Annotated in this window: 22 protein-coding genes; 7 read left to right on the top strand and 15 right to left on the bottom strand. The window is 64.0% G+C overall.

All coding sequences use genetic code 11. The features are described from left to right. Nucleotides 1-189 (bottom strand): hypothetical protein (locus tag EN781_RS04420; protein ID WP_145965445.1); only part of this gene is annotated, 189 nt, incomplete at its 3' end. A 254-nt stretch (nucleotides 190-443) separates the two neighbouring features. Here EN781_RS04420 and EN781_RS04415 point away from each other — a divergent pair. Further along, entirely contained in the window at nucleotides 444-908 is a 465-nt protein-coding gene (locus tag EN781_RS04415) for an NUDIX domain-containing protein (protein ID WP_126055711.1), read from the top strand. A gap of 9 nt (nucleotides 909-917) precedes the next feature. Here EN781_RS04415 and recO read toward each other — a convergent pair whose 3' ends face one another. Then, nucleotides 918-1,667 (bottom strand): DNA repair protein RecO, encoded by a 750-nt coding sequence (gene recO, locus EN781_RS04410; RefSeq protein WP_127399811.1) that lies wholly within the window; start codon nucleotides 1,665-1,667, stop codon nucleotides 918-920. Nucleotides 1,668-1,898: 231 nt separating this feature from the next. On the opposite strand from recO, the gene EN781_RS04405 reads away from it, so the two are divergent. Next, complete coding sequence (locus EN781_RS04405; RefSeq protein ID WP_126055712.1) at nucleotides 1,899-2,699, top strand: type II CAAX endopeptidase family protein; 801 nt, start codon at nucleotides 1,899-1,901, stop codon at nucleotides 2,697-2,699. 52 nt (nucleotides 2,700-2,751) lie between these two features. Here EN781_RS04405 and era read toward each other — a convergent pair whose 3' ends face one another. The 8 genes from era to rpoZ form a co-directional block, all read right to left on the bottom strand. After that, complete coding sequence (era, locus tag EN781_RS04400; RefSeq protein WP_126055713.1) at nucleotides 2,752-3,678, bottom strand: GTPase Era; 927 nt, start codon at nucleotides 3,676-3,678, stop codon at nucleotides 2,752-2,754. Beyond that, complete coding sequence (gene rnc / locus EN781_RS04395; RefSeq protein ID WP_126055714.1) at nucleotides 3,675-4,403, bottom strand: ribonuclease III; 729 nt, start codon at nucleotides 4,401-4,403, stop codon at nucleotides 3,675-3,677. Before rnc ends, era begins: the two co-directional genes overlap by 4 nt. Before the next feature lie 3 nt (nucleotides 4,404-4,406). Then, complete coding sequence (lepB, locus tag EN781_RS04390) at nucleotides 4,407-5,156, bottom strand: signal peptidase I (protein ID WP_126055715.1); 750 nt, start codon at nucleotides 5,154-5,156, stop codon at nucleotides 4,407-4,409. 76 nt (nucleotides 5,157-5,232) lie between these two features. Continuing rightward, a complete protein-coding gene (gene acpS, locus EN781_RS04385; protein WP_126055716.1) occupies nucleotides 5,233-5,646 on the bottom strand; it encodes a holo-ACP synthase in 414 nt (137 codons plus the stop codon). Further along, nucleotides 5,643-6,236, bottom strand: coding sequence for a DUF2062 domain-containing protein (locus tag EN781_RS04380; RefSeq protein WP_126055717.1), 594 nt, complete (start codon nucleotides 6,234-6,236; stop codon nucleotides 5,643-5,645). The genes acpS and EN781_RS04380 overlap by 4 nt, the downstream gene beginning before the upstream one ends. 308 nt (nucleotides 6,237-6,544) lie before the next feature. Then, on the bottom strand, nucleotides 6,545-7,123 hold the full coding sequence (gene pyrE, locus EN781_RS04375; RefSeq protein WP_126055718.1) for an orotate phosphoribosyltransferase: 579 nt from the start codon (nucleotides 7,121-7,123) through the stop codon (nucleotides 6,545-6,547). A 105-nt stretch (nucleotides 7,124-7,228) separates the two neighbouring features. Then, complete coding sequence (locus EN781_RS04370) at nucleotides 7,229-9,457, bottom strand: bifunctional (p)ppGpp synthetase/guanosine-3',5'-bis(diphosphate) 3'-pyrophosphohydrolase (RefSeq protein ID WP_126055719.1); 2,229 nt, start codon at nucleotides 9,455-9,457, stop codon at nucleotides 7,229-7,231. A 123-nt stretch (nucleotides 9,458-9,580) separates the two neighbouring features. Beyond that, nucleotides 9,581-9,982, bottom strand: a complete 402-nt coding sequence (rpoZ, locus tag EN781_RS04365; protein ID WP_126055720.1) for a DNA-directed RNA polymerase subunit omega — start codon at nucleotides 9,980-9,982, stop codon at nucleotides 9,581-9,583. A gap of 304 nt (nucleotides 9,983-10,286) precedes the next feature. Here rpoZ and EN781_RS04360 point away from each other — a divergent pair, with 304 nt between their 5' ends. Next, complete coding sequence (locus EN781_RS04360; protein ID WP_126055721.1) at nucleotides 10,287-10,868, top strand: NYN domain-containing protein; 582 nt, start codon at nucleotides 10,287-10,289, stop codon at nucleotides 10,866-10,868. Continuing rightward, nucleotides 10,865-11,536, top strand: coding sequence for a uracil-DNA glycosylase (locus tag EN781_RS04355; protein WP_189347311.1), 672 nt, complete (start codon nucleotides 10,865-10,867; stop codon nucleotides 11,534-11,536). Before EN781_RS04360 ends, EN781_RS04355 begins: the two co-directional genes overlap by 4 nt. Here the strand turns inward: EN781_RS04355 and EN781_RS04350 are convergent. From EN781_RS04350 to dapA, 3 genes are all read right to left on the bottom strand, one after another. Further along, entirely contained in the window at nucleotides 11,505-12,251 is a 747-nt protein-coding gene (locus EN781_RS04350; protein ID WP_127399810.1) for a GH25 family lysozyme, read from the bottom strand. The two genes, EN781_RS04355 and EN781_RS04350, sit on opposite strands and share 32 nt — an antisense overlap. An 81-nt stretch (nucleotides 12,252-12,332) precedes the next feature. Next, entirely contained in the window at nucleotides 12,333-12,812 is a 480-nt protein-coding gene (gene smpB / locus EN781_RS04345) for an SsrA-binding protein SmpB (RefSeq protein WP_126055723.1), read from the bottom strand. Nucleotides 12,813-12,921: 109 nt separating this feature from the next. Beyond that, nucleotides 12,922-13,803, bottom strand: a complete 882-nt coding sequence (dapA, locus tag EN781_RS04340) for a 4-hydroxy-tetrahydrodipicolinate synthase (protein WP_126055724.1) — start codon at nucleotides 13,801-13,803, stop codon at nucleotides 12,922-12,924. 153 nt (nucleotides 13,804-13,956) lie between these two features. Between dapA and EN781_RS35935 the strand changes: the two genes are divergently transcribed. From EN781_RS35935 to EN781_RS04330, 3 genes are all read left to right on the top strand, one after another. Continuing rightward, nucleotides 13,957-14,280, top strand: a complete 324-nt coding sequence (locus tag EN781_RS35935) for a hypothetical protein (RefSeq protein WP_348631360.1) — start codon at nucleotides 13,957-13,959, stop codon at nucleotides 14,278-14,280. Then, nucleotides 14,277-16,142, top strand: coding sequence for a lytic transglycosylase domain-containing protein (locus EN781_RS04335; protein ID WP_348631359.1), 1,866 nt, complete (start codon nucleotides 14,277-14,279; stop codon nucleotides 16,140-16,142). The genes EN781_RS35935 and EN781_RS04335 overlap by 4 nt, the downstream gene beginning before the upstream one ends. Nucleotides 16,143-16,257: 115 nt before the next feature. After that, on the top strand, nucleotides 16,258-17,148 hold the full coding sequence (locus EN781_RS04330) for an alpha/beta hydrolase (protein WP_126055725.1): 891 nt from the start codon (nucleotides 16,258-16,260) through the stop codon (nucleotides 17,146-17,148). Between the two features lie 154 nt (nucleotides 17,149-17,302). Here EN781_RS04330 and EN781_RS04325 read toward each other — a convergent pair whose 3' ends face one another. Further along, entirely contained in the window at nucleotides 17,303-18,376 is a 1,074-nt protein-coding gene (locus tag EN781_RS04325) for a site-specific integrase (protein ID WP_126055726.1), read from the bottom strand. 243 nt (nucleotides 18,377-18,619) lie between these two features. Beyond that, nucleotides 18,620-19,309 (bottom strand): porin (locus EN781_RS04320; RefSeq protein ID WP_145965444.1); only part of this gene is annotated, 690 nt, incomplete at its 5' end.

The following is a 19,309-nucleotide window of genomic DNA, read 5'->3' as shown; positions in this document are numbered from 1 at the left end:
CGCCTCGGCCGGCTTGCCGTCGGCTTGCGGCTGTTCGGCCAGCCTGGCGGCCGGCGGCACGGCGCCCGACAGCACAAGGCTGCGCAGTGCGCCAAGCTCGCGCTCGATCAGGCCGATGCGGCTCTGCTGGCGCGAGATGATGACGAAAAGGGCGATGATGGCGGCAAGGCCGATCAGGCTTTCAAACATGGCGGTTCCCCCAAACCAGGCCGGTTGTCACTGACAATTGCGGCGGCCAGACGGCCGGTTCCTCCAGGCAAACGCGCCGCCGGATCGGCGACAGCAAAGATCGAGCATGTTTCAGGACCAAATGCCAGCAGGTTGCTGCCTTTATCCAATGCCGCGGTGTCAAGGCGGCCAGGAATAAGCCTGCAAAGCGAGCTTGCGTGGCACGTGCCGCAAGTACTCATGCTAGTGTCGGCCAGACTTGATGAGGATGACCAATGCCGCAACGAAGCGCGGGCCTGCTGATCTACAGGCGCACCGGCGGGGTTTTCGAATTTCTGCTTGTCCATCCCGGCGGACCGTTCTGGGCAAGAAAGGATGAAGGGGCGTGGTCGATCCCGAAGGGGCTGGTCGACGAGAGCGAGGATGAACTCGCAGCCGCGCGACGTGAGGCCGTGGAGGAACTCGGCATCGCGATCGATGGACATTTCGAGCCGGTCGGCAGCTATCGGCAGCCGGGCGGCAAGATCGTGACGGCATGGAGCGTGGAATCGGACGTCGATGCGGACGCCGTCAGAAGCAACAAGTTCACCATGGAGTGGCCGCCGAAGTCGGGCTCCCTGAAAGAATTCCCCGAAGTGGACAAGGCCGGGTGGTTTTCGTTGCCGGAGGCCGGGCTCAAGATCCTGAAAGGCCAGCGCGCCATGCTCGACGATTTCATGCAGCGGCAAAACGCCGGCTAGGCGCAAGCGCTACTCTCCGGCGATCGCCTTGCCGGCCGCATGATGCCGTCTGAGCGCGGTGAGGAAACCGGCGCGGGCGTCGGGCGGATCGAGGCCGCGCGGCTCGTAGACATGGCGGGGGAAGAAGAAGCCGGTCAGCCGGAAGGCGTCCTCCAGCGCCGCCTGGTCGGCGCGGGGGCCCGAGCGCTGCAGGAAGGCCGGCAGCGCCAGCATCTTGTCGTGCCAGGGGGCACCCGCCGCGCGGGAGACGGCGCGGCCGGATTTCGGCGAGACATAGGCGAGGTCCTGCCTGGAGCCGGTCGCCGCGCACTGGCTGAGGTCGAGGCCGAAGCCGAGCTCGTCGAGGATCAGCAGCTCGAAGCGCGCCACCAGCTCGCCCGCCGCGTCGGCATCGTCGAGATGGGCGATCATGACGGCAAGCGTCTCGTAAAGCGCGCCGTGGGCGTCGCGCTCGGGCAGCAGGCGCAGATGCGCCGCCATGGTCTGCAGGCCGTAGACGGCGATGGCGCTGTCCATCAGGCGAGCGGCGTTCATCTCGATCGCCTCGGCCTGGAAGGTGCCGAGATGCTCGTCGAGGCGGGCCCGCCACAGGAGATCGACGCGATTGCCCGGCTGCAGCACCGGCTGCTGCTTGCGCGAGCGGCCGCCGCGCACGAGGCCGAGATGGCGGCCATGGGCGCGCGTCATTACCTCGAGGATGGCGCTGGTTTCGCCATGCCTACGGGTGCCGAGAATGATTCCCTCGTCGCGCCATTCCATGCGGGGGAGCATTTCACCGATCGGCCGACGAAATCAAGGTTGGGCCGGGCGTGGCGCCGGGACTGTTGCCAATCGTAAATATCGGAAATTTCTCAGAAACCGATCGGGATTTTCCCCCGCGCCGGCGCCAAATGCGGGCATGTCGATCGGCGCGGCCGGTCCCAATCCTGTGGTCGACCCATCGGGCAAGCCGACCTCTCATTGCCAATCCGCCCGATGAGAGGACCTGCCGTGACTTCCTTCCCGAGCCTGGTGCGGGGGCATCAGCTGACCGCCTTCTTTTCGCTGGCGCTCGGCCTGACCTGGCTGACGTTCATCCCCTTCTGGCTCTCCGGCGGCGAGAGCATTCCCTGGTTCACCTTCGGCCCGATGGTCGCCGGGTTCATCGTCGCCGCGCTTGCCGGCGGCTGGGCTTCGGTCAAGCCCGTCCTCGCCTCCATGGTGAAGTGGCGGGTTCGCACCTTCTGGTATCTGGTCGCGTTCGGACTGCCGTTTGGCGCGCAGCTCGTCTCGATCCTGATCAATCAGCTGTTCGGCGCCGCAGCCCCTGCCTGGGGCAATATTCCGGCCTTCTCCGAGATGCTGCCGATCATCGGCCTCTATGCGATCTTCAGCGGCCCGCTCGGCGAGGAGCCCGGCTGGCGCGGCGTTGCCACGCCACGTCTGCTCGCCGGCCATTCCGCTCTTGCCGGCAGCCTGATCCTCGGCGTGATCTGGGCCATCTGGCACTTCCCGCTCGGCCTGGTCGGCGACCTCAGCCTCTACGGCACGATCAACGTCGTGCTGGCCGGGATCGTCTTCACCTGGCTTTACCAGAACACCGGCAGCGTGCTTCTCGCCTTCCTGATGCATGTCACGCACCAGAACAGCGTGCGCTTCCTCGGCAAGGTGTTCGTTGATGGCGACTATGTGCAGCAGCAGTGGATCGGCGTGGCGATCTGGGCGGTCATCGCGGTGGCGATCGTCGCCTATTACGGCACCGAAAGCTTCGTGCGCCGACCCCAGGCACAGCTTTCCGTCGCCGCTGCCTGAGGCAGATAAGCAAACAAGCGCGGCGCCCCTCCCCGGGGTGCCGCGTTTTGCTTCAGTGCGGAAACTCCAGTCCCATCTCTCGGTAGCGCTCGGGGTCGTCGCCCCAGTTCTCGCGCACCTTGACGAACAGGAAGAGGTGCACCTTCTGCTCGAGTATGGCTGCGATCTCCATGCGCGCCGCCTGGCCGATGGCGCGGATGGTCTCGCCCTTGTGGCCGAGCACGATCTTCTTCTGGCTGTCGCGCTCGACATAGATGACCTGCTCGATGCGCACCGAGCCGTCCTTCTTCTCCTCCCATTTCTCGGTCTCGATGTGGGAGGAATAGGGCAGTTCCTGGTGCAGTCGCAGGTAAAGCTTCTCGCGGGTGATCTCGGCCGCGAGCTGGCGCATCGGCAGGTCGGAGATCTGGTCTTCCGGATAGTACCAGGGGCCAGCCGGCAAGGTTTCCGCGAGATAGTCCAGCAAGTCCTTGCAGCCGGAGCCGGTCAACGCGGAAACCATGAAAGTTCGCTTGAACGGCACGCGCTCATTCGCCGTCGCCGCAAGTGCCAAAAGCGTCTCCGGCTTGACACGGTCGACCTTGTTGAGGACCAAAAGCATCGGCTGCCGCACGTCCTTCAGCCGGTCGAGGATGGCGTCCGCGTCGCCCCTGATGCCGCGCTCGGCGTCGATCAAAAGCACGACGATATCGGCGTCCTTGGCACCGCCCCAGGCGGTCGTCACCATCGCCGTGTCAAGCCGTCGCTTCGGCTTGAAGATGCCGGGCGTGTCGACGAAGACGATTTGGGCGTTCGCATGCGTGGCGATGCCGCGCACGATGGCGCGGGTGGTCTGCACCTTATGGGTGACGATCGACACCTTGGCGCCGACCAGTTGGTTGACCAGCGTCGACTTGCCGGCATTGGGGGCGCCGATCAGTGCAACGAAGCCGGAGTGCGTCGCGGGGGCCTCGCCCGCCGGGGCCGCGTGTTCGCTCATGCCGCGCTTCCTTCATTCAGCCAGACACCCTCGCGCAGCAGCAGCGCCGCAGCCGCCGCCTGCTCGGCCTCGCGCTTGGAGCGGCCGCTGCCGATGGCCGGAGCGAACTGGCCGACCTTGACGCTGACGGTGAACAGCGGATCGTGGTCCGGCCCCTCGCGGCCGTCGATGCGATAGGCCGGCGCGGCGCCCGCTGCTGCCTGGTGCGCCCATTCCTGCAACTCGGTCTTGGCGTCGCGACGGGCAGCGCCGATGGCCTGCGAGCGCGGCTGCCAGTAGCGGTGGATGAAGGCGCGGGCCGCATCCAGGCCGCCGTCGAGATAGAGCACGGCGATCAGCGATTCCAGCGCGTCGGCGCGCAGGTTGACGCGCTTGCGTCCATCGAGACCGCGCACGTCCGAGCCGGCGCGGATCAGGTCCGGCAGGCCGATCTCCTCGGCGATCTCGGACAGCGCCTCTGCATTGACCAGGGCGTTCAGCCGCAGCGACAGCTCGCCCTCGGCCGCATTCGGGAATGCCGCGAGCAGCATGTCGGCCACGACGAGGCCAAGCACGCGGTCGCCGAGGAATTCGAAGCGCTCATAGTCGACGCCGGCATGGCTCGAACGGGCGCTGGCATGGGTCAGCGCCCGCTGCAGCCGCTGGCGGTCGGCAAAGGCATGGCCGGTGCGCTGCATGAGCGCTTCGGCGAGCGCGTCGGCAGTGAGCCGCTTGGTTGACGCCATCACCTAGCTGACGAAATGGAACATGCGCGCGGCGCGCATCAGCGACGGCCATTTCCAGATCTCTAGCGGGCTGGCGCCGCCGGCGATCGAGAAGAAGACGATGTTGGCTCGGCCAACAAGGTTCTCGGCCGGCACGAAGCCGACGGTGAAGCGGCTGTCGGAGGAATTGTCGCGGTTGTCGCCCATCATGAAATAGTGGCCGGGCGGCACGTCGAACTCGCGCGTGTTGTCGCCGATCGAATTCGGATTGATGTCGAGCGTGTCATAGCTGACCCCGTTGGGCAGGGTCTCGCGATAGACATCGATCGGCTGAGGCTCTTCGGTGATGTCCGGATTGTCGATCTGGCCAGTCTTCACGCGCGGCACGCCGACACCGTTGATGAAGACCTGGCCGTCCTTGACCTGGATCTTGTCGCCGGGCAGGCCGACGACGCGCTTGATGTAGTCGATGGACGGGTCCGGCGGGAACTTGAACACCACCACGTCGCCGCGCTTCGGCTCGGAACTCCAGACGCGGCCGGAAAAGATGTCGGGACCGAAAGGCAGCGAATAGCGCGAATAGCCATAGGACCATTTGGTGACGAAGAGATAGTCGCCTTCGAGCAAGGTCGGGCGCATGGATCCGGATGGGATCGAGAAGGGCTGGAACAGGAAGGTGCGGATGACCAGCGCGAGCAGCAGCGCCTGAATGATGACGCTGACGGTTTCGCCAAGCCCGCCGGATTTCTTCTCGGATTTTTCAGCCACGCTCATGTCGTCCTCGATTGTGCGTTGGTTGGTATAGAGTCTCGGCGCGCGCTGGGCAACGTCAGCCGGAGGTCAGAAGCAATCAATGTGGCGCTTCTTCGGCGGGCAACGCCTCGATGATCACAAAGGCTTGAGCGAGCGGGAAATCGTCGGTGATGGTGAGATGGATCGCCGCCCTATGTCCCTTCGGCAGAATCTTGTCCAACTGCGCCGCCGCCCCGCCGGTCAAGGCCATGGTCGGCTTGCCGCCGGGCAGGTTGACGACGCCCATGTCGCGCCAGAAGACGCCATGCGCCATGCCGGTGCCCAGCGCCTTGGCGCAGGCCTCCTTGGCGGCGAAGCGCTTGGCATAGGAGGCCGCGCGGGCGGCCCGGTTCTCCGACCGGGCTTGCTCGACCTCGGTGTAGATACGCTGGATGAAGCGCTGGCCGTGCCGCTCCAACGACTTCTCGATGCGTCTGATGTCGATCAGGTCGCTGCCGATGCCGATGATCATTCCGCGGGGACTTCCCGTCCGCCATGTCCATGTTGCGTGGCCTTGCGCGCCCTCTCGGCCATGCGCTTCTTGCGTCGCTCGCGAAAGACGGTCATGCCCCATCGGGTGATGCCGTAGAAGAACAGGCCGAAGACGAGGCCGAGCGGTACCGCGCCGATCAGCATCGGCTCCAGCACCGGATGCCACAATTTCGCGAACGAAAGCGTGTGCATCATTTCCCCAAGGTGCTCAGGCGGCCCATGCTTGGGCAGTCGCTCATGCAGGATGAGCTTGCCGGTTTCCCAGGATGCGCCCCAGAGCAGCGGAAAGGTCAAAGGATTGCCGAAGAACACCGCGCCGAGCGCCGCCGCCACCAGATTGCCGGCAATCACCCAGCACAACACCGCTGCGATGACGAAGTGGAAGCCGAGCGGGAAAAACGAGGCGAAAACGCCGGCCGCGACGCCGGCGGCGACGGCATGCGGAGTGGCCTTCAGCCTCAGGATGCGCTTCGAGAAATACTGCACCGAGCGTGAGAACGAGCGGCGCGGCCAAAGATAGGTACGCACCCGCTCGAAAAGGCCGTCAGGCTTGCGGCGTCGAAAAAGCACTCTGTTCCGGTTCCTAGTACCCAACACCAGCTGTTCCGGCGACCTGAGCCGGCAGGCGATAGCCATATCTTGCGCTTCGAGGCCGCCCGAAGGCAACAGCGACTTTGATATAGCGACACGCCGGCCGAAGGACAACGTCCGGGCCAGCGTCTCGCCGCCCGAGCATATTAGAAACACGGCGGATTTGTGGAGACGGCGCCTTTATCCCGCCAACTCAAGCCCTTCAGCGCGGCGCCGCGGTCAGCGGGCGTCGCTGCCGAGGAGATTCAGGCAACGCGCTCAAGCGCTTGTTTTCACGCATGGCGGCATCAGATGTTGCGGCTGCCGGGCTTGACGGCCGGGATGGCGGCCAGTTCGGGCGGCAAGCGATCGGCCGGATAGGCCGGAACCTCGTATTCGGCGAGCGCGACCAGTGGCACGCCGACATCGGTCTTGCCGGCCGAACGGTCGATGATGCAGGCGGCCGCCGCCACCTCGGCGCCGAGCTCGCGCAGGCACTCGATGGTCTCGCGGATGGAGAGACCGGTGGTCACGATGTCCTCGACGATGACGACACGCGAGCCCTTGGCGATCTCGAAGCGGCGCAGCCTGAACTCGCCCCCTTCCCGTTCGACCCAGATCGCCGGGGCGCCGAGATGACGCGAGGTTTCGTAAGCCGGGATCAGGCCACCGATCGCCGGGCCGACGACATAGTCGATCCGGCCGGGCACCGCCTTGCGGATCTTCTCGGCCAGCGCCTTGCACAACCGCTCGGTCTTGTCGGCATGCATGAAGACCCTCGCCTTCTGCAGGAAGACCGGACTGCGCAAGCCCGACGTCAGGATGAAATGGCCCTCCAGAACTGCGCCGGCCTCGCGGAAGATGCCCAGCACTTCGTCGGTGTTCATAGTTGCTCCATGCCGATGGTGGGTGGTGAATGGTCAGTAGTGAGTAGTTGGTAGTGAGAGCCCCTTCTATTCACTATTCACTATTCACTATTCACTATTCACTATTCATCCATTCACGCGCCTTGCATCGCTGACGCTCGAATTGTCCTTGAGCTGCGAGAGCAGCCGGTTCAGGTGCTTGAGATCCCAGACCTCAAGATCGATCAGCATTTCGGTGAAGTCGGGCGCGGTGCGCACCATCGACAGTGTATGGATGTTGGCATCGTTCGAGGCAACGACCTGGGCGATGTCGGCAAGCGAGCCCGGCGCATTGATGGCCGTGACCGAAATGCGCGCCGGGAAACGCTCCTTGGTGCGCTCGTCAATGTCCCAGCGCACATCGATCCAGCGCTCGGGCTGGTCGTCAAAGGCCTGCAGCGCCGGCGACTGGATCGGGTAAATGGTGATGCCGGTGCCGGGCTGGATGATGCCGACGATGCGGTCGCCAGGCACGGCACCCTCCGGCGCGAAGCGAACCGGCAAATCGCCGCGCACGCCGCGGATCGGAACCGCGCCATCGCGCGGCTGGTCCTTGTCCTTGCGCGCGGCGCGGCCGGGCATCTGGAACAGCATTCCGGCGGCGTTGCGGATCTTCGACCAGCCCTCCTCCCTCTGCTTGGGGGCGCCGACCGTGACGCGCTCGTCCTTATAGTCGGGGAACACCGCCTTCATGACGTCGGTCGAGGCCAGTTCGCCGCGGCCGACGGAGGCGAGCACGTCGTCAATGTCCTTGCGCGCCAGCCGGTGCAGCACCGGCTTCAGGCTCTCCTTGGTGAAATTCTTGCCGGCGCGCTCAAAGGCGCGCTCCAAAATGCGGGCGCCGAGGCCGGAATATTGCTTGCGGATGGCATTCTTGGTGGCGCGGCGGATGGCGGCGCGCGCCTTGCCGGTGACGACCACCGATTCCCAGGCCGCCGGCGGCACCTGCGCCTTGGAGCGGATGATCTCGACCTCGTCGCCATTCTTCAACTCCGTCATCAGCGGCATGATGCGGCCATTGACCTTGGCGCCAACGCACGTGTCGCCGACATCGGTGTGGACGGCATAGGCGAAGTCGATGGGGGTCGCGCCACGCGGCAGCGCGATCAGCATGCCCTTTGGCGTGAAGCAGAACACCTGGTCCTGGAAGAGCTCCAGCTTGGTGTTCTCGAGGAAGTCCTCCGGGTTGTCGCCTTCCGCCAGTTGCTCGATGGTGCGCCGCAGCCAGGCATAGGCGTTGGTCTCCTTCGAGATGGCATGGCCGGCGCCATTCGTCTTGCCGCCAGTATCCTTGTAGATCGAATGCGCGGCGACGCCGTATTCGGCGATCTTGTTCATCTCGCGGGTGCGGATCTGCAATTCGACGCGCTGGCGCGACGGGCCGACGATGGTGGTGTGGATCGAGCGGTAGTCGTTCTGCTTGGGAGTCGAGATGTAGTCCTTAAAGCGGCCGGGCACCATCGACCATGTCGTGTGGATGGCGCCGAGCGCCCGGTAGCAATCCTCGACGGTGTCGACGACGACGCGGAAGCCGAAGATGTCGGAAAGCTGCTCGAAGGAGAGCGCCTTGGCCTCCATCTTGCGGAACACCGACCACGGCTTCTTCTGACGGCTTTTGACGCTGGCCCTGATCGCATGCTTTTCGAACAGACCGGACAGCGCCTTTTCGATCTCGGTCAGAACGCCCTTATTGCGCTCGAATATCTCGGCGAGCCTCGCGGTGACGGCGCGGTAGGCTTCCGGATTGATGTAGCGGAAGGCGATCTCCTCCAGCTCCTCGCGCATGCCCTGCATGCCCATGCGACCGGCGAGCGGCGCATAGATGTCCATCGTCTCCTCGGCGATGCGCAGGCGCTTGGCTTCGGGAACATGGTCGAGCGTGCGCATGTTGTGCAGGCGGTCGGCGAGCTTGACGAGCAGCACGCGCACGTCCTCGGAGATCGCCAGCAGGAGCTTGCGCAGGTTCTCCGCCTGCTCGGCCTTCTTGGAGACGAGGTCGAGCTTCTTGAGCTTGGTCAGGCCCTCGACCAGCTTGCCCATTTCCGGCCCGAACAATTCGTCGATCTCGGCCCTGGTCGCGGTGGTGTCCTCGATCGTGTCATGCAGCAGGGCAACCGCAATGGTCGCTTCGTCCATATGCATATCGGTGAGGATGGCGGCGACTTCGAGCGGATGCGAGAAATAGGGATCGCCGGAAGCGCGCTTCTGGTGGCCATGCTTCTGCATGGCGTAGACGTAGGCCTTGTTCAACAGCGCCTCGTTGACGTCAGGCTTGTAGCGCTGGACGCGCTCGACAAGCTCATACTGACGCATCATGGGCGGGATCTCTCGGTGCTGAAATGAATCATGCGCCGCACTGGTGTGCGGCGCATGTCATAGATAGCCACGAAACTGCCGATACGGAAGTGCCGGATGCTTGATCCAGGCAATTCCAAGAGCTTAGTAGTCGTCGCTCTTTTCCGGCGGCACCAAGCCTTCGATGCCGGCCAGAAGGTCTTCCTCGGTCATGCGGTCGAAAGCGATGTTGTCCTCGGCATCGTCGGCATCGGCCGTCGCGACGGCAGCACCGGTCTGGTCCGCGATCACCTCCCCGTCAGCTTCCGGCTCGTCGACCTCGACGTGCTTCTGCAGCGAGTGGATCAGGTCTTCCTTGAGATCGTCGGGCGACAGCGTCTCGTCGGCGATCTCGCGCAGCGCGATCACCGGGTTCTTGTCGTTATCGCGCGGCACGGTGATCTGCGCGCCCTGGCTGATCTGACGGGCGCGGTGGCCGGCCAGAAGCACGAGCTCGAAGCGGTTGTCGACCTTGTCGATGCAATCTTCAACGGTTACGCGGGCCATGAATTGCCCCTTTCATGCGATGGATTTGATGGAAAACAGGCGCGGTCCATAACCTGAACGCCGCTAAAATACAAGCTTCTTGGCAAGGTGGTGCGGCTTCAGGGGTTATCCAGGCTCAGTGCGGGAAAAGACCCGCGACGATGGCACCGCCGATCACAATTGCTTGCGAGGCACCGACACTGCTTGGATTGCCGCAAAACTGGCGCTATCTCGGATGATAAGGCCGTATGGTCCATCATGGGGCCGCGGGCATGGTCGCCGATGCATTTAGACGACCGCCCATTTTGAAAAAGGACATTTTTCCATGTTCGACCCTCGTGAGAAAATCGCTCTTTTCATCGACGGCGCAAATCTCTATGCCACCTCGCGGGCGCTCGGCTTCGACATCGACTACCGCAAGCTTCTGTCGAGCTTCCAGAAGCGCGGCTATCTGTTGCGTGCCTACTACTACACGGCGCTGGTTGAGGATCAGGAATATTCCTCAATCCGGCCGCTGATCGACTGGCTCGACTATAACGGCTTCAAGGTGGTGACCAAGCCGGCCAAGGAATTCACCGACTCGACCGGCCGCCGCAAGATCAAGGGCAATATGGACATCGAACTCACCGTCGATGCGCTCGAGCTCGCCGACGTCGTCGACCACTATGTCATCTTCTCCGGCGACGGCGATTTCCGCACGCTGGTGGAGGCGCTGCAGCGGCGCGGCCGCAAGGTTTCGATCGTCTCGACGATGGCCTCGCAGCCGCCGATGATATCGGACGACCTGCGTCGCCAGGCCGACCATTTCATCGACCTGATGAGCCTGAAGAACGAAGTCGGCCGCGATCCGTCCGAGCGGCCGGTGCGGCGGCCCGAACCGGCCGAGGTCGACGAGGACGAGTATTGACGACGGCGGCCCTGGTGGCCGCGACCTCCCCCGAACCCGGCCGCGACTGCCCGCTCTGCCCGCGGCTGCATGATTTCATCGCCGACTGGCGGCAGCGCGAGCCGACCTGGTTCAACGCACCGGTGCCGACCTTCCTGCCGCTGGAGGGCGAGGACGCGGTGCGGCTGCTCATCGTCGGGCTGGCGCCCGGCCTGCGCGGGGCTAACCGCACTGGACGGCCGTTCACCGGCGACTATGCCGGCGACCTGCTCTACGGCACTCTGATCGCGCAAGGCCTGGCGCGCGGCGAATTCAAGGCAAGGCCCGATGACGGGCTGCAGCTGGTGCAGACCGCCATCACCAACGCGGTGCGCTGCGTGCCGCCGGAGAACAAGCCGGTAGGCGGCGAGATCGCCACCTGCCGGAGTTTCCTGGTGCCGACGATCGGGCGCTTTCCCAATTTGCGCGCGGTGCTGGCGCTGGGCTCGATCGCACACCAGTCGACGGTGCGGGCACTGGGCGAGCGCGTTGCCGCCTATCCGTTCCGGCACGGCGGACGTCAGGAAGCCGGAAGCATCACGCTGTTCTCCAGCTACCACTGCTCGCGCTACAACACCAACACCGGCGTGCTGACGGAAGCGATGTTCGTCAATGTGTTCAAGGAGATCGCGGCGCTTCTACAGGAATAGAATCGACCGGTGCCGAGGCAAACAGCGCGGCCAGCCTGTCCGCCCCACCCTGCAGCACGTTCAGGTCGACATCGCCCACGATGCCGTCGACGCGGCCCCGGTTGTGGTACTGCCAGTAGATCCAGTCGTCCTCGCCCGGCCGCATGGCCAGCGAGCGCAGCCAGCGCGGGCGAACGGCGATATGCGCCGAGTAGGCCTGAGCCGCCTCGTCGGTGAGATAGACGATCGCCGGCTTGCCGAAGGCCGCCTCGACCGGGCCGAGGAACGCCTGGAGTTCGGTATTCAATTGCTCGGCCGACGGCCGCTGCGGGCAATTGCCGCCGAATTCGATGTCGACCACCGGCGGCAGCAGTGGCTCGCCGCGCGGCACCACCGAGATGAAATCCCTCGCCGGGTCCCCGCCCGGCGGGCAGAAGGTGAAGAAGTGATAGGTGCCGACCGCCAGCCCCGCCTCGCGCGCCTCGCGCAGGTTGGTGGCGAAGGCATCGTCGACATGATCGCCGCCTTCGGTCGCCTTGATGACGGCAAAGGCGACGTCGTCGGCGGCAACGCGTCGCCAGTCGATCCGGCCCTGGTGGTGGGAGACGTCGATGCCCCTGACCGGGAATCGGTCGCGATCAGGAGAGAAAGTGTGGAAATAAAACAGCCCGCCCACTGCGGCGATGCACGCCAGAACAAGGCCGGCCAGGACCCAGAGGACGATCCGCTTCTTCAAGACTATCCCCTGCTGTCGGCTCCACATCTCCGCAAGCTGAAGGCGAACTGTTGGCTTTTTTCAGGCTGCTGCTGAGATTTTTCAACCGCGTTGCTTGAGCAGGCGACCCTTCTCGCGCGACCAGTCGCGCTGCTTCTCGGTCTCGCGCTTGTCGTGCAGCTTCTTGCCGCGGGCGACTGCAAGCAAAAGCTTGGCGCGACCGCGATCGTTGAAATAGATCTTGAGCGGCACCAGCGTCATGCCTTCGCGATCGACGCTCTGCGACAGCTTCGCCATCTCGCGCTTGGAGAGCAGAAGCTTGCGGCGCCGGCGCGGCTCGTGGTTGAAGCGATTTGCCTGAAGATATTCCGGCAGGTAGGAATTGATCAGCCAGATCTCGCCACCCTCGGCCGAGGCGTAGGATTCCTGGATGTTGGCCTGGCCCTGGCGCAGCGACTTGACCTCGGTGCCGGTCAGCACCAGGCCGGCCTCGATCGTGTCGAGGACTTCGTAGGAGAACCGCGCCTTGCGGTTCTCCGCAACGGTCCTGTTGTTGGGATCGGCTTTCTTGACTTGATTCATAATGCGGAGAGGTGGCACCTCATCTAGAGCGATTCACCGTTTCATGGAAACGTCGAACCGCTCTATCTAATCATTTTGACGCAATTCCGGACTTTTTCCTGGAATTGCTCTAGTTTATCAAGCCGGCGTGCTTCATCGCCTGGTCGATCTTCTCGGCCGTCGAAGCCTCGATCGTGACCAGCGGCGAGCGCACGACGTTCTCGACCTTGCCCAGCTTCGAGAGCGCGTATTTGGCGCCGCACAGGCCAGGCTCGGTGAAGATCGCCTTGTGCAGCGGCAGCAGGCGATCCTGCAAGTCGAGCGCCGTGGCGCTGTCGCCGGACAGCGTCGCTTCCTGGAACTCCGAGCAGAGGCGGGGCGCGACGTTCGACGTCACCGAGATGCAGCCGACGCCGCCATGCGCGTTGAAGCCCAGCGCCGAGGCATCCTCGCCGGAAAGCTGGATGAAGTCCTTGCCGCAGGTGGCGCGCTGCTCGGAGACGCGCTCGACTTTGCCGGTGGCATCCTTGACGCCGACGATGTTCTTGAAGTCGTGCGCCAACCGACCCATCGTCTCGGGCGTCATGTCGATGACCGAGCGCGGCGGGATATTGTAGATGATGATCGGCAGCTTGGTCGCGCGGGCGACAGCGGCGAAGTGCTCGTAGAGGCCGCGCTGCGTCGGCTTGTTATAATAGGGCGTGACGACGAGCGCGGCATCGGCACCCGCCTGCTCGGCAAACTGCACCAGGCCCACCGCCTCTTCGGTGTTGTTGGAGCCGGCGCCGGCGACGACCGGAGCGCGGCCCTTGGCGACCTCGATGCAGACCTTGACCACCTGGCGGTGCTCGTCATGCGACAGCGTCGGCGACTCGCCTGTGGTGCCCACCGGAACCAGCCCCTTGGTGCCCTCGGCGAGCTGCCACTCGATGAAGGCGCGAAAGGCTTTCTCGTCGAAACGCCCGCTCTTGTCGAACGGTGTAACGAGCGCGGTCAGCGAGCCTCTCAGCATATCATCCAAACTCCTTGGGACTTCGTTGGTTTATGCATCTCGTTGCCCCAAAACCGGTGTCCACTTTTGGGCGACATGCATTCGTGTTTTATCGGTCGGTCTATCGTGCGCGCCTTCTAGCCGAAAGCGAAGCCGCGCACCATAGTCTCGACATTGTTCAGCGGCAAGCATTGCCGTGGTGCCAGTGTCGGCAATTCGAACGACCTCGATAACCTTTTGTTTACGGGCTCTTCACGACCTGAGTTTAGCTTCAAGCCGTCTTGGGCTGCTGGTAATGTGCTCGAACAGGAAATGACGAACCACATGTCAGGCCGGCGGCCCCGTCTTTTCGCGCTTCTGGGCGCGACGCTTGCGCTGATGCCGGTCGCGGCGATCGGCGGGGGCGTCGACGTGCAGACGACGTCCCGCCCCCCCCTCTGGCCTATCGGGGCCGGCGGGATGCCCCCGCCTCTCTTTCGACAGATGTCGCGCTTTTGAAGGGCGGCCTCGACAAGCTGGCAGCCAACGACATTGCCGGCGCGCGCCAGGTGCGCGAGGTGCTGCCCGCCAATTCGCTCGACCGCCATATATTGGCCTGGGCGATCGCGCTCTATGGTGGCGACCAGGTGCCGAGCGGCGATATCGCCGATGCCGCACAGATGCTGCCGAACTGGCCGGGCACGATCGCGCTGCGCAAGAACAGCGAGCGCGCGCTCTATCGCGAGAACCCCTCGCCGCAGGTCGTGGTGCAGGCGTTCAAGGGCAGCCAGCCGCTGACCCCGGAAGGGGTGATCATCCTTGCCCGCTCCTATGTCGCCATTGGCAACGCCAAGGCGGCGCGCTCAGTGCTGTCGCCGTTCTGGCGAACGGAAAGACTGGAAGCCAAGGACGAGGCGACCATCATCAAGGAGTTCGGCACGCTCATTCCCGCCGCCGACCACCGCTTCCGCATGGAACGCATGTTCTATGCCGATCGGCCTTCCTCGGCGCTGCGCGTGGCAGCGCTCGCAGGCGCCCAGCCGCTGGCCGATGCCTGGACGGCGGCCAGCCGTGGCGACAAGAACGCGGCCAAGCTGCTCAAGTCCGTGCCCGCGGCGCAGCGTCAGGCCGGCTATTTCTTTGCCGAGGCCGAATATCTGCGCAAGCAGCAGAAATTCGCCGACGCCGCCACAGTCGTGATGAAAGCGCCGACCGATCGCGAGGCACTGGTCGATCCCGACGCCTGGTGGGTGGAACGCCGGGTGCTGTCGCGCGAGCTGGTCGACCAGGGCGACATGAAGACGGCCTACAAAATCGTCTCCATGCACGCGGCCGAAAGCCCAGCCAGCGCCGCAGAGGCCGAGTTCCACGCCGGTTGGTATGCGCTGCGCGGCCTCAACGACCCGGCTACCGCGGCTACCCACTTCGCACGCATCGCCGACCTCGCGCAGGGGCCGGTGTCGCTGTCGCGCGCCTATTACTGGCTCGGCCGCGCGGCCGAAGTGGGCGGGCCCGGCGACGCGAAGGCGTATTTCACCCGCGCGGCTGCCTATGGCACCACTTTCTACGGCCAGCTCGCCGGCGAGCGCGTGGGCTTGCGGACTCTCAACATCGCCTATCCGCAGCCAAGTGCCGCCGACCGGCAGAATTTTGCCGGCCGCGAGGCGGTCAGCGCCATCAAGCGGCTGCAGGAGGCGGGCTATGACCGCTATGCCGAGACGCTCTATCGCGACCTTGCCGGGCAGTTGACCAGCCCCGGCGAGCTGGCGCTGCTTGCCGTGCTCGCCGAAAAGCAGGGCAACCATTTCATGGCGCTGAAGGTCGGCAAGATCGCCGCCGCGCGCGGCATCGATGTCGGCGCGCTGTCGCACCCGCTTGGCGTCATCCCCGACACCGCCGACATTTCCGGGTCCGGCAAGGCGCTGGCCTATGCGATCGCGCGCCAGGAAAGCGAGTTCAATGTCGGCGCGATCTCCAGCGCCGGCGCGCGCGGGCTGCTGCAATTGATGCCGGGCACGGCCAGGCAATTGGCGAAGAAGGCCGGGCTGACGTTCTCGCAGACGCGGCTGACCAGCGACGCCGGCTATAATGCGACGCTGGGCGCCGCTTTCCTCGGCGAGCAACTCGACCGCTTCAGCGGCTCCTACGTGCTGACTTTTGCCGGCTACAATGCGGGTCCCAACCGCGCCGCCCAATGGGTGGCCAAATACGGCGACCCGCGCGGCAAGGACACGGATGCCGTCGTCGACTGGATTGAGCGGATTCCCTACACGGAAACAAGAAGCTACGTGCAGCGCGTGATGGAGAATTACGAGGTCTACAAGATGCGTATTTCCGGGAAGTACGACATCGTCGGAGATCTGGTGAATGGGCGGAGTTGAGTCGCTCCCTTCTCCCACAAGAGAAGAGGGGAACAGCCTCGCTGGATTTGACCGCCCCCCGCCCCCGCCTGTAGCACTCGCGGACGATCCGACAATGGCGAGGAATCGCGTCCGCATGCCAAACGAAGGTTTCTCCGACTTCTTCTATGATGCGCCGGATGGGCTCAGGCTTCACGCGCGACTCTATGGCGGGACCGATTCCCCACATTGGCCTGTCGTCTGCCTGCCCGGCCTCACCCGCAACGCGCGCGACTTCCACGAATTGGCACTGCGCCTGTCGAGCCAAACCGAGCGCAGGGTTGTCGCCTTCGACTATCGCGGGCGCGGGCAATCGGCCTATGACCCTGATATCAGCCATTACACTGTCGGCGTCGAGGCCGGCGATGTCCTGGCCGGGCTGGCGGCACTGGACATCGAGGACGCCGGTTTCATCGGCACCTCGCGCGGCGGGCTGATCATCCATGTCCTCGGCGCGATCGCGCCGGCGGTGCTGAAGGCCGTCGTTCTGAATGACATCGGCCCGGTGATCGAGGCGCCCGGCCTCGCCCATATACGCTCCTATCTCGACGGCGCACCGAAGCCGAGGACGTTTACCGAGGCACTCAGTGCCCAGCGCGGCGTGCATGGCGCAGACTTTCCGGCACTGACCGAAGCGGATTGGGAGCGAATGGTGTCGGCGCTCTATCGCGAGACCGACGCCGGGCTGATGTCGGATTTCGACCCAAGGCTGGTCGATACGCTGGCCGGTCTCGACTTCAGCAAGCCGCTGCCCGATCTGTGGCCGCAATTCGAGGCGCTCACGGCGTTGCCGCTGCTTGCCATACGTGGCGCAAACTCCAAGCTGCTGTCAGCAGCAACGCTTGCGGAGATGCAAAAGCGCCATCCCGGCATGGAAGCAATCACGGTCGAGGGCCAGGGTCATGCGCCGTTCCTCGAAACGGGCACCTTGCCTGTCGCCATCGCCGCGGTCCTGGATCGGGCGGAGCGGAAAATCCAAAAGAAGTAATCCAAAGTTCAAAATCGGCCGATGAGCTATTGCAACAGTATAGAAACACTTAGAAAAATCGCTTCCGGAATTACGGCAACCGGTTCTGAACGTCGGCGCCGCCCCTCATCCCCCTTCGGCACCTTCTCCCAGTGAACGGGGAGAAGGAAACGAGCTAGTTGGCCCTGGAACTTTTCCCGGCTGCTTTCACCGCAGCCGCTTCGCGCTTCGGCTTACGCGCCGGCTTTGAGGATGTGGGCGTGGTCAAGGGCGAGGAAAACATGGAATTTTCCGCGCCCTTCGCCGCCCCGTCGTTGCGCGGCGTTTCCAGCACGAAGACGCAGCCGTCAAGGTCGTTGGTGGCGAGATGCGCGTAGCGCATGGTCATCGACAGCGTCTGGTGGCCGAGCCACATCTGCACGCGCCTGATGTCGATGCCGCCCTGGACGAGTCGCGAGGCGCAGGTGTGGCGCAGTATGTGCGGCACCACCTGTTCGTCGGCGGCAAGGCCAACCTCGCCCTTCGCCTCATTCCAGATGGCGCGGAATTGCGCCTGGCTGAACGTGGTGAAGGGGCCCTTGGGACGGCGTCCCTCGGTGACTGGCAGCTTGATGACTTCCTTGACGCGAGCGGTCATCGGAATGGTCCGGCTGCGACCGGACTTGGTGATCCAGAAGGAGACGCGGTGCTCCTGGATGTCGTTCCAGATCAGGCCGAGCGCCTCGCCGAGGCGGCAGCCGGTGTCGACAAGGAAGACGGCGAGCCGGTAAGCGTCCTCGCTGCGGCTCCTGATCGCCGCAAACAGCCTCGCCTCTTCGTCCTTTTCCAAGAAACGAATCCGTCCCGCCCGCTCCTTCTGGCGGCGGAACTCGGGCAGGCTGTGGATATCCCCCATCTTGTGAGCCTTGCGCAGCAGTTTGCTGAGAGCGGCCATCTTACGATTGATGGTCGCGTTGCTGTTGCCGCGCTGGCGCAGGGTTCCGATAAGGTTGTCCAGGGTGCTCTGGTCAAAGGCGCTGAAACGCTCCCCGAGGAGGATCTCATCGATTTCGCCGATGAAAGAGCTGACATTGTATTTATGTCGCCCATCATCCCAGAGTATATCCCGATATGCTGAAAACAGCTCTCCGACCCGATACGACTTTACTTCTCTTATCTTGTTGTAGCTGTATTTTATTTTTGCAGTCTGAGAAGAAAAGATCGCGAAATGGTCAGAGGGCACCCCCTCTTGAATCGCTTCGTTCGTCATTTTTTGGCCACACCCCCACGTGGATAGGCGACACCTATCCGCTCGGAAGCGTCCTTTCAAGAGTTTAAGTCAGACAAAACGATCTCATCCGCCAGGAGGGCGGATCCCACGAAATCGCTTGAGCAGACTTCAATTCAGCTACCGAACCCCCTTTTCCTTCTGTTGCCCAGCCCAGTCACGAAAACAAAACAGCCCGGGCGTTTGGAGCGCCCGGGCTGGATTTCACCTGTGGACAACCAGTCCTTAGAACGAGCGCTGGAAGCGGACCATGCCGCCGATGGCGTCGTCGTCCTGAGCGTTGGTCCAATCGGAGACGGTATCTTCGCCGACGTTGATGTAGTCGACTTCGGCCGTGATCGTCAGGCCGGGGACGATGTCGTAGGCAATGTTTGCGGCAGCGCCGAAGTTCTTGCCTTCGTCATAAGACAGCTGGGTGTTGAACGAGGTCTTCTCGTTGAACTTGTAGGTGGCGCCGCCCCAGATTGCCCAGTTGCCGCTCCACTGCTTGTAGAAGCCGCGACCGCCAGCGTCGATCGCATTGCCAGCGTCATCCAACAGATTGTCGTCGGTGCCGTAGCCGGCCATGACGAACAGCGAGATCGCGTCGGTGGCGTTGACGTCCAGGCGAACCTTGCCGGCGACTTCCTCGTAGTTGGCGTCATAGGCGACGACGCCGGTGATGGCGCCCCAGCCCTGCGTGTACTTCAAGCCGCCGACGACATGCGGAACGTAGCTGTCGATCGTGCCGACGACGCCCGAGCCTTCTTCGAGCGAGAGGACGGCGGAGAAACCGTTGCCGGCGTCGAAGTAGTACTGGATGACGTTGGTGTCGAAGTCACCGTACGGAACCAGCGTATCCTGGATGACGTTGCCGGCGTAGCCGATGAACGTATTGAAGTCCGATTCGTCCTTACCGACGCGTAGGCCACCGAG

It is taken from the genome of Mesorhizobium sp. M4A.F.Ca.ET.090.04.2.1 (assembly GCF_003999085.1).
Classification (GTDB): Bacteria; Pseudomonadota; Alphaproteobacteria; order Rhizobiales; family Rhizobiaceae; genus Mesorhizobium.
The sequence above is the reverse complement of the archived record's forward strand: the minus strand, read 5'-3'. Positions and strand labels throughout refer to the sequence as shown.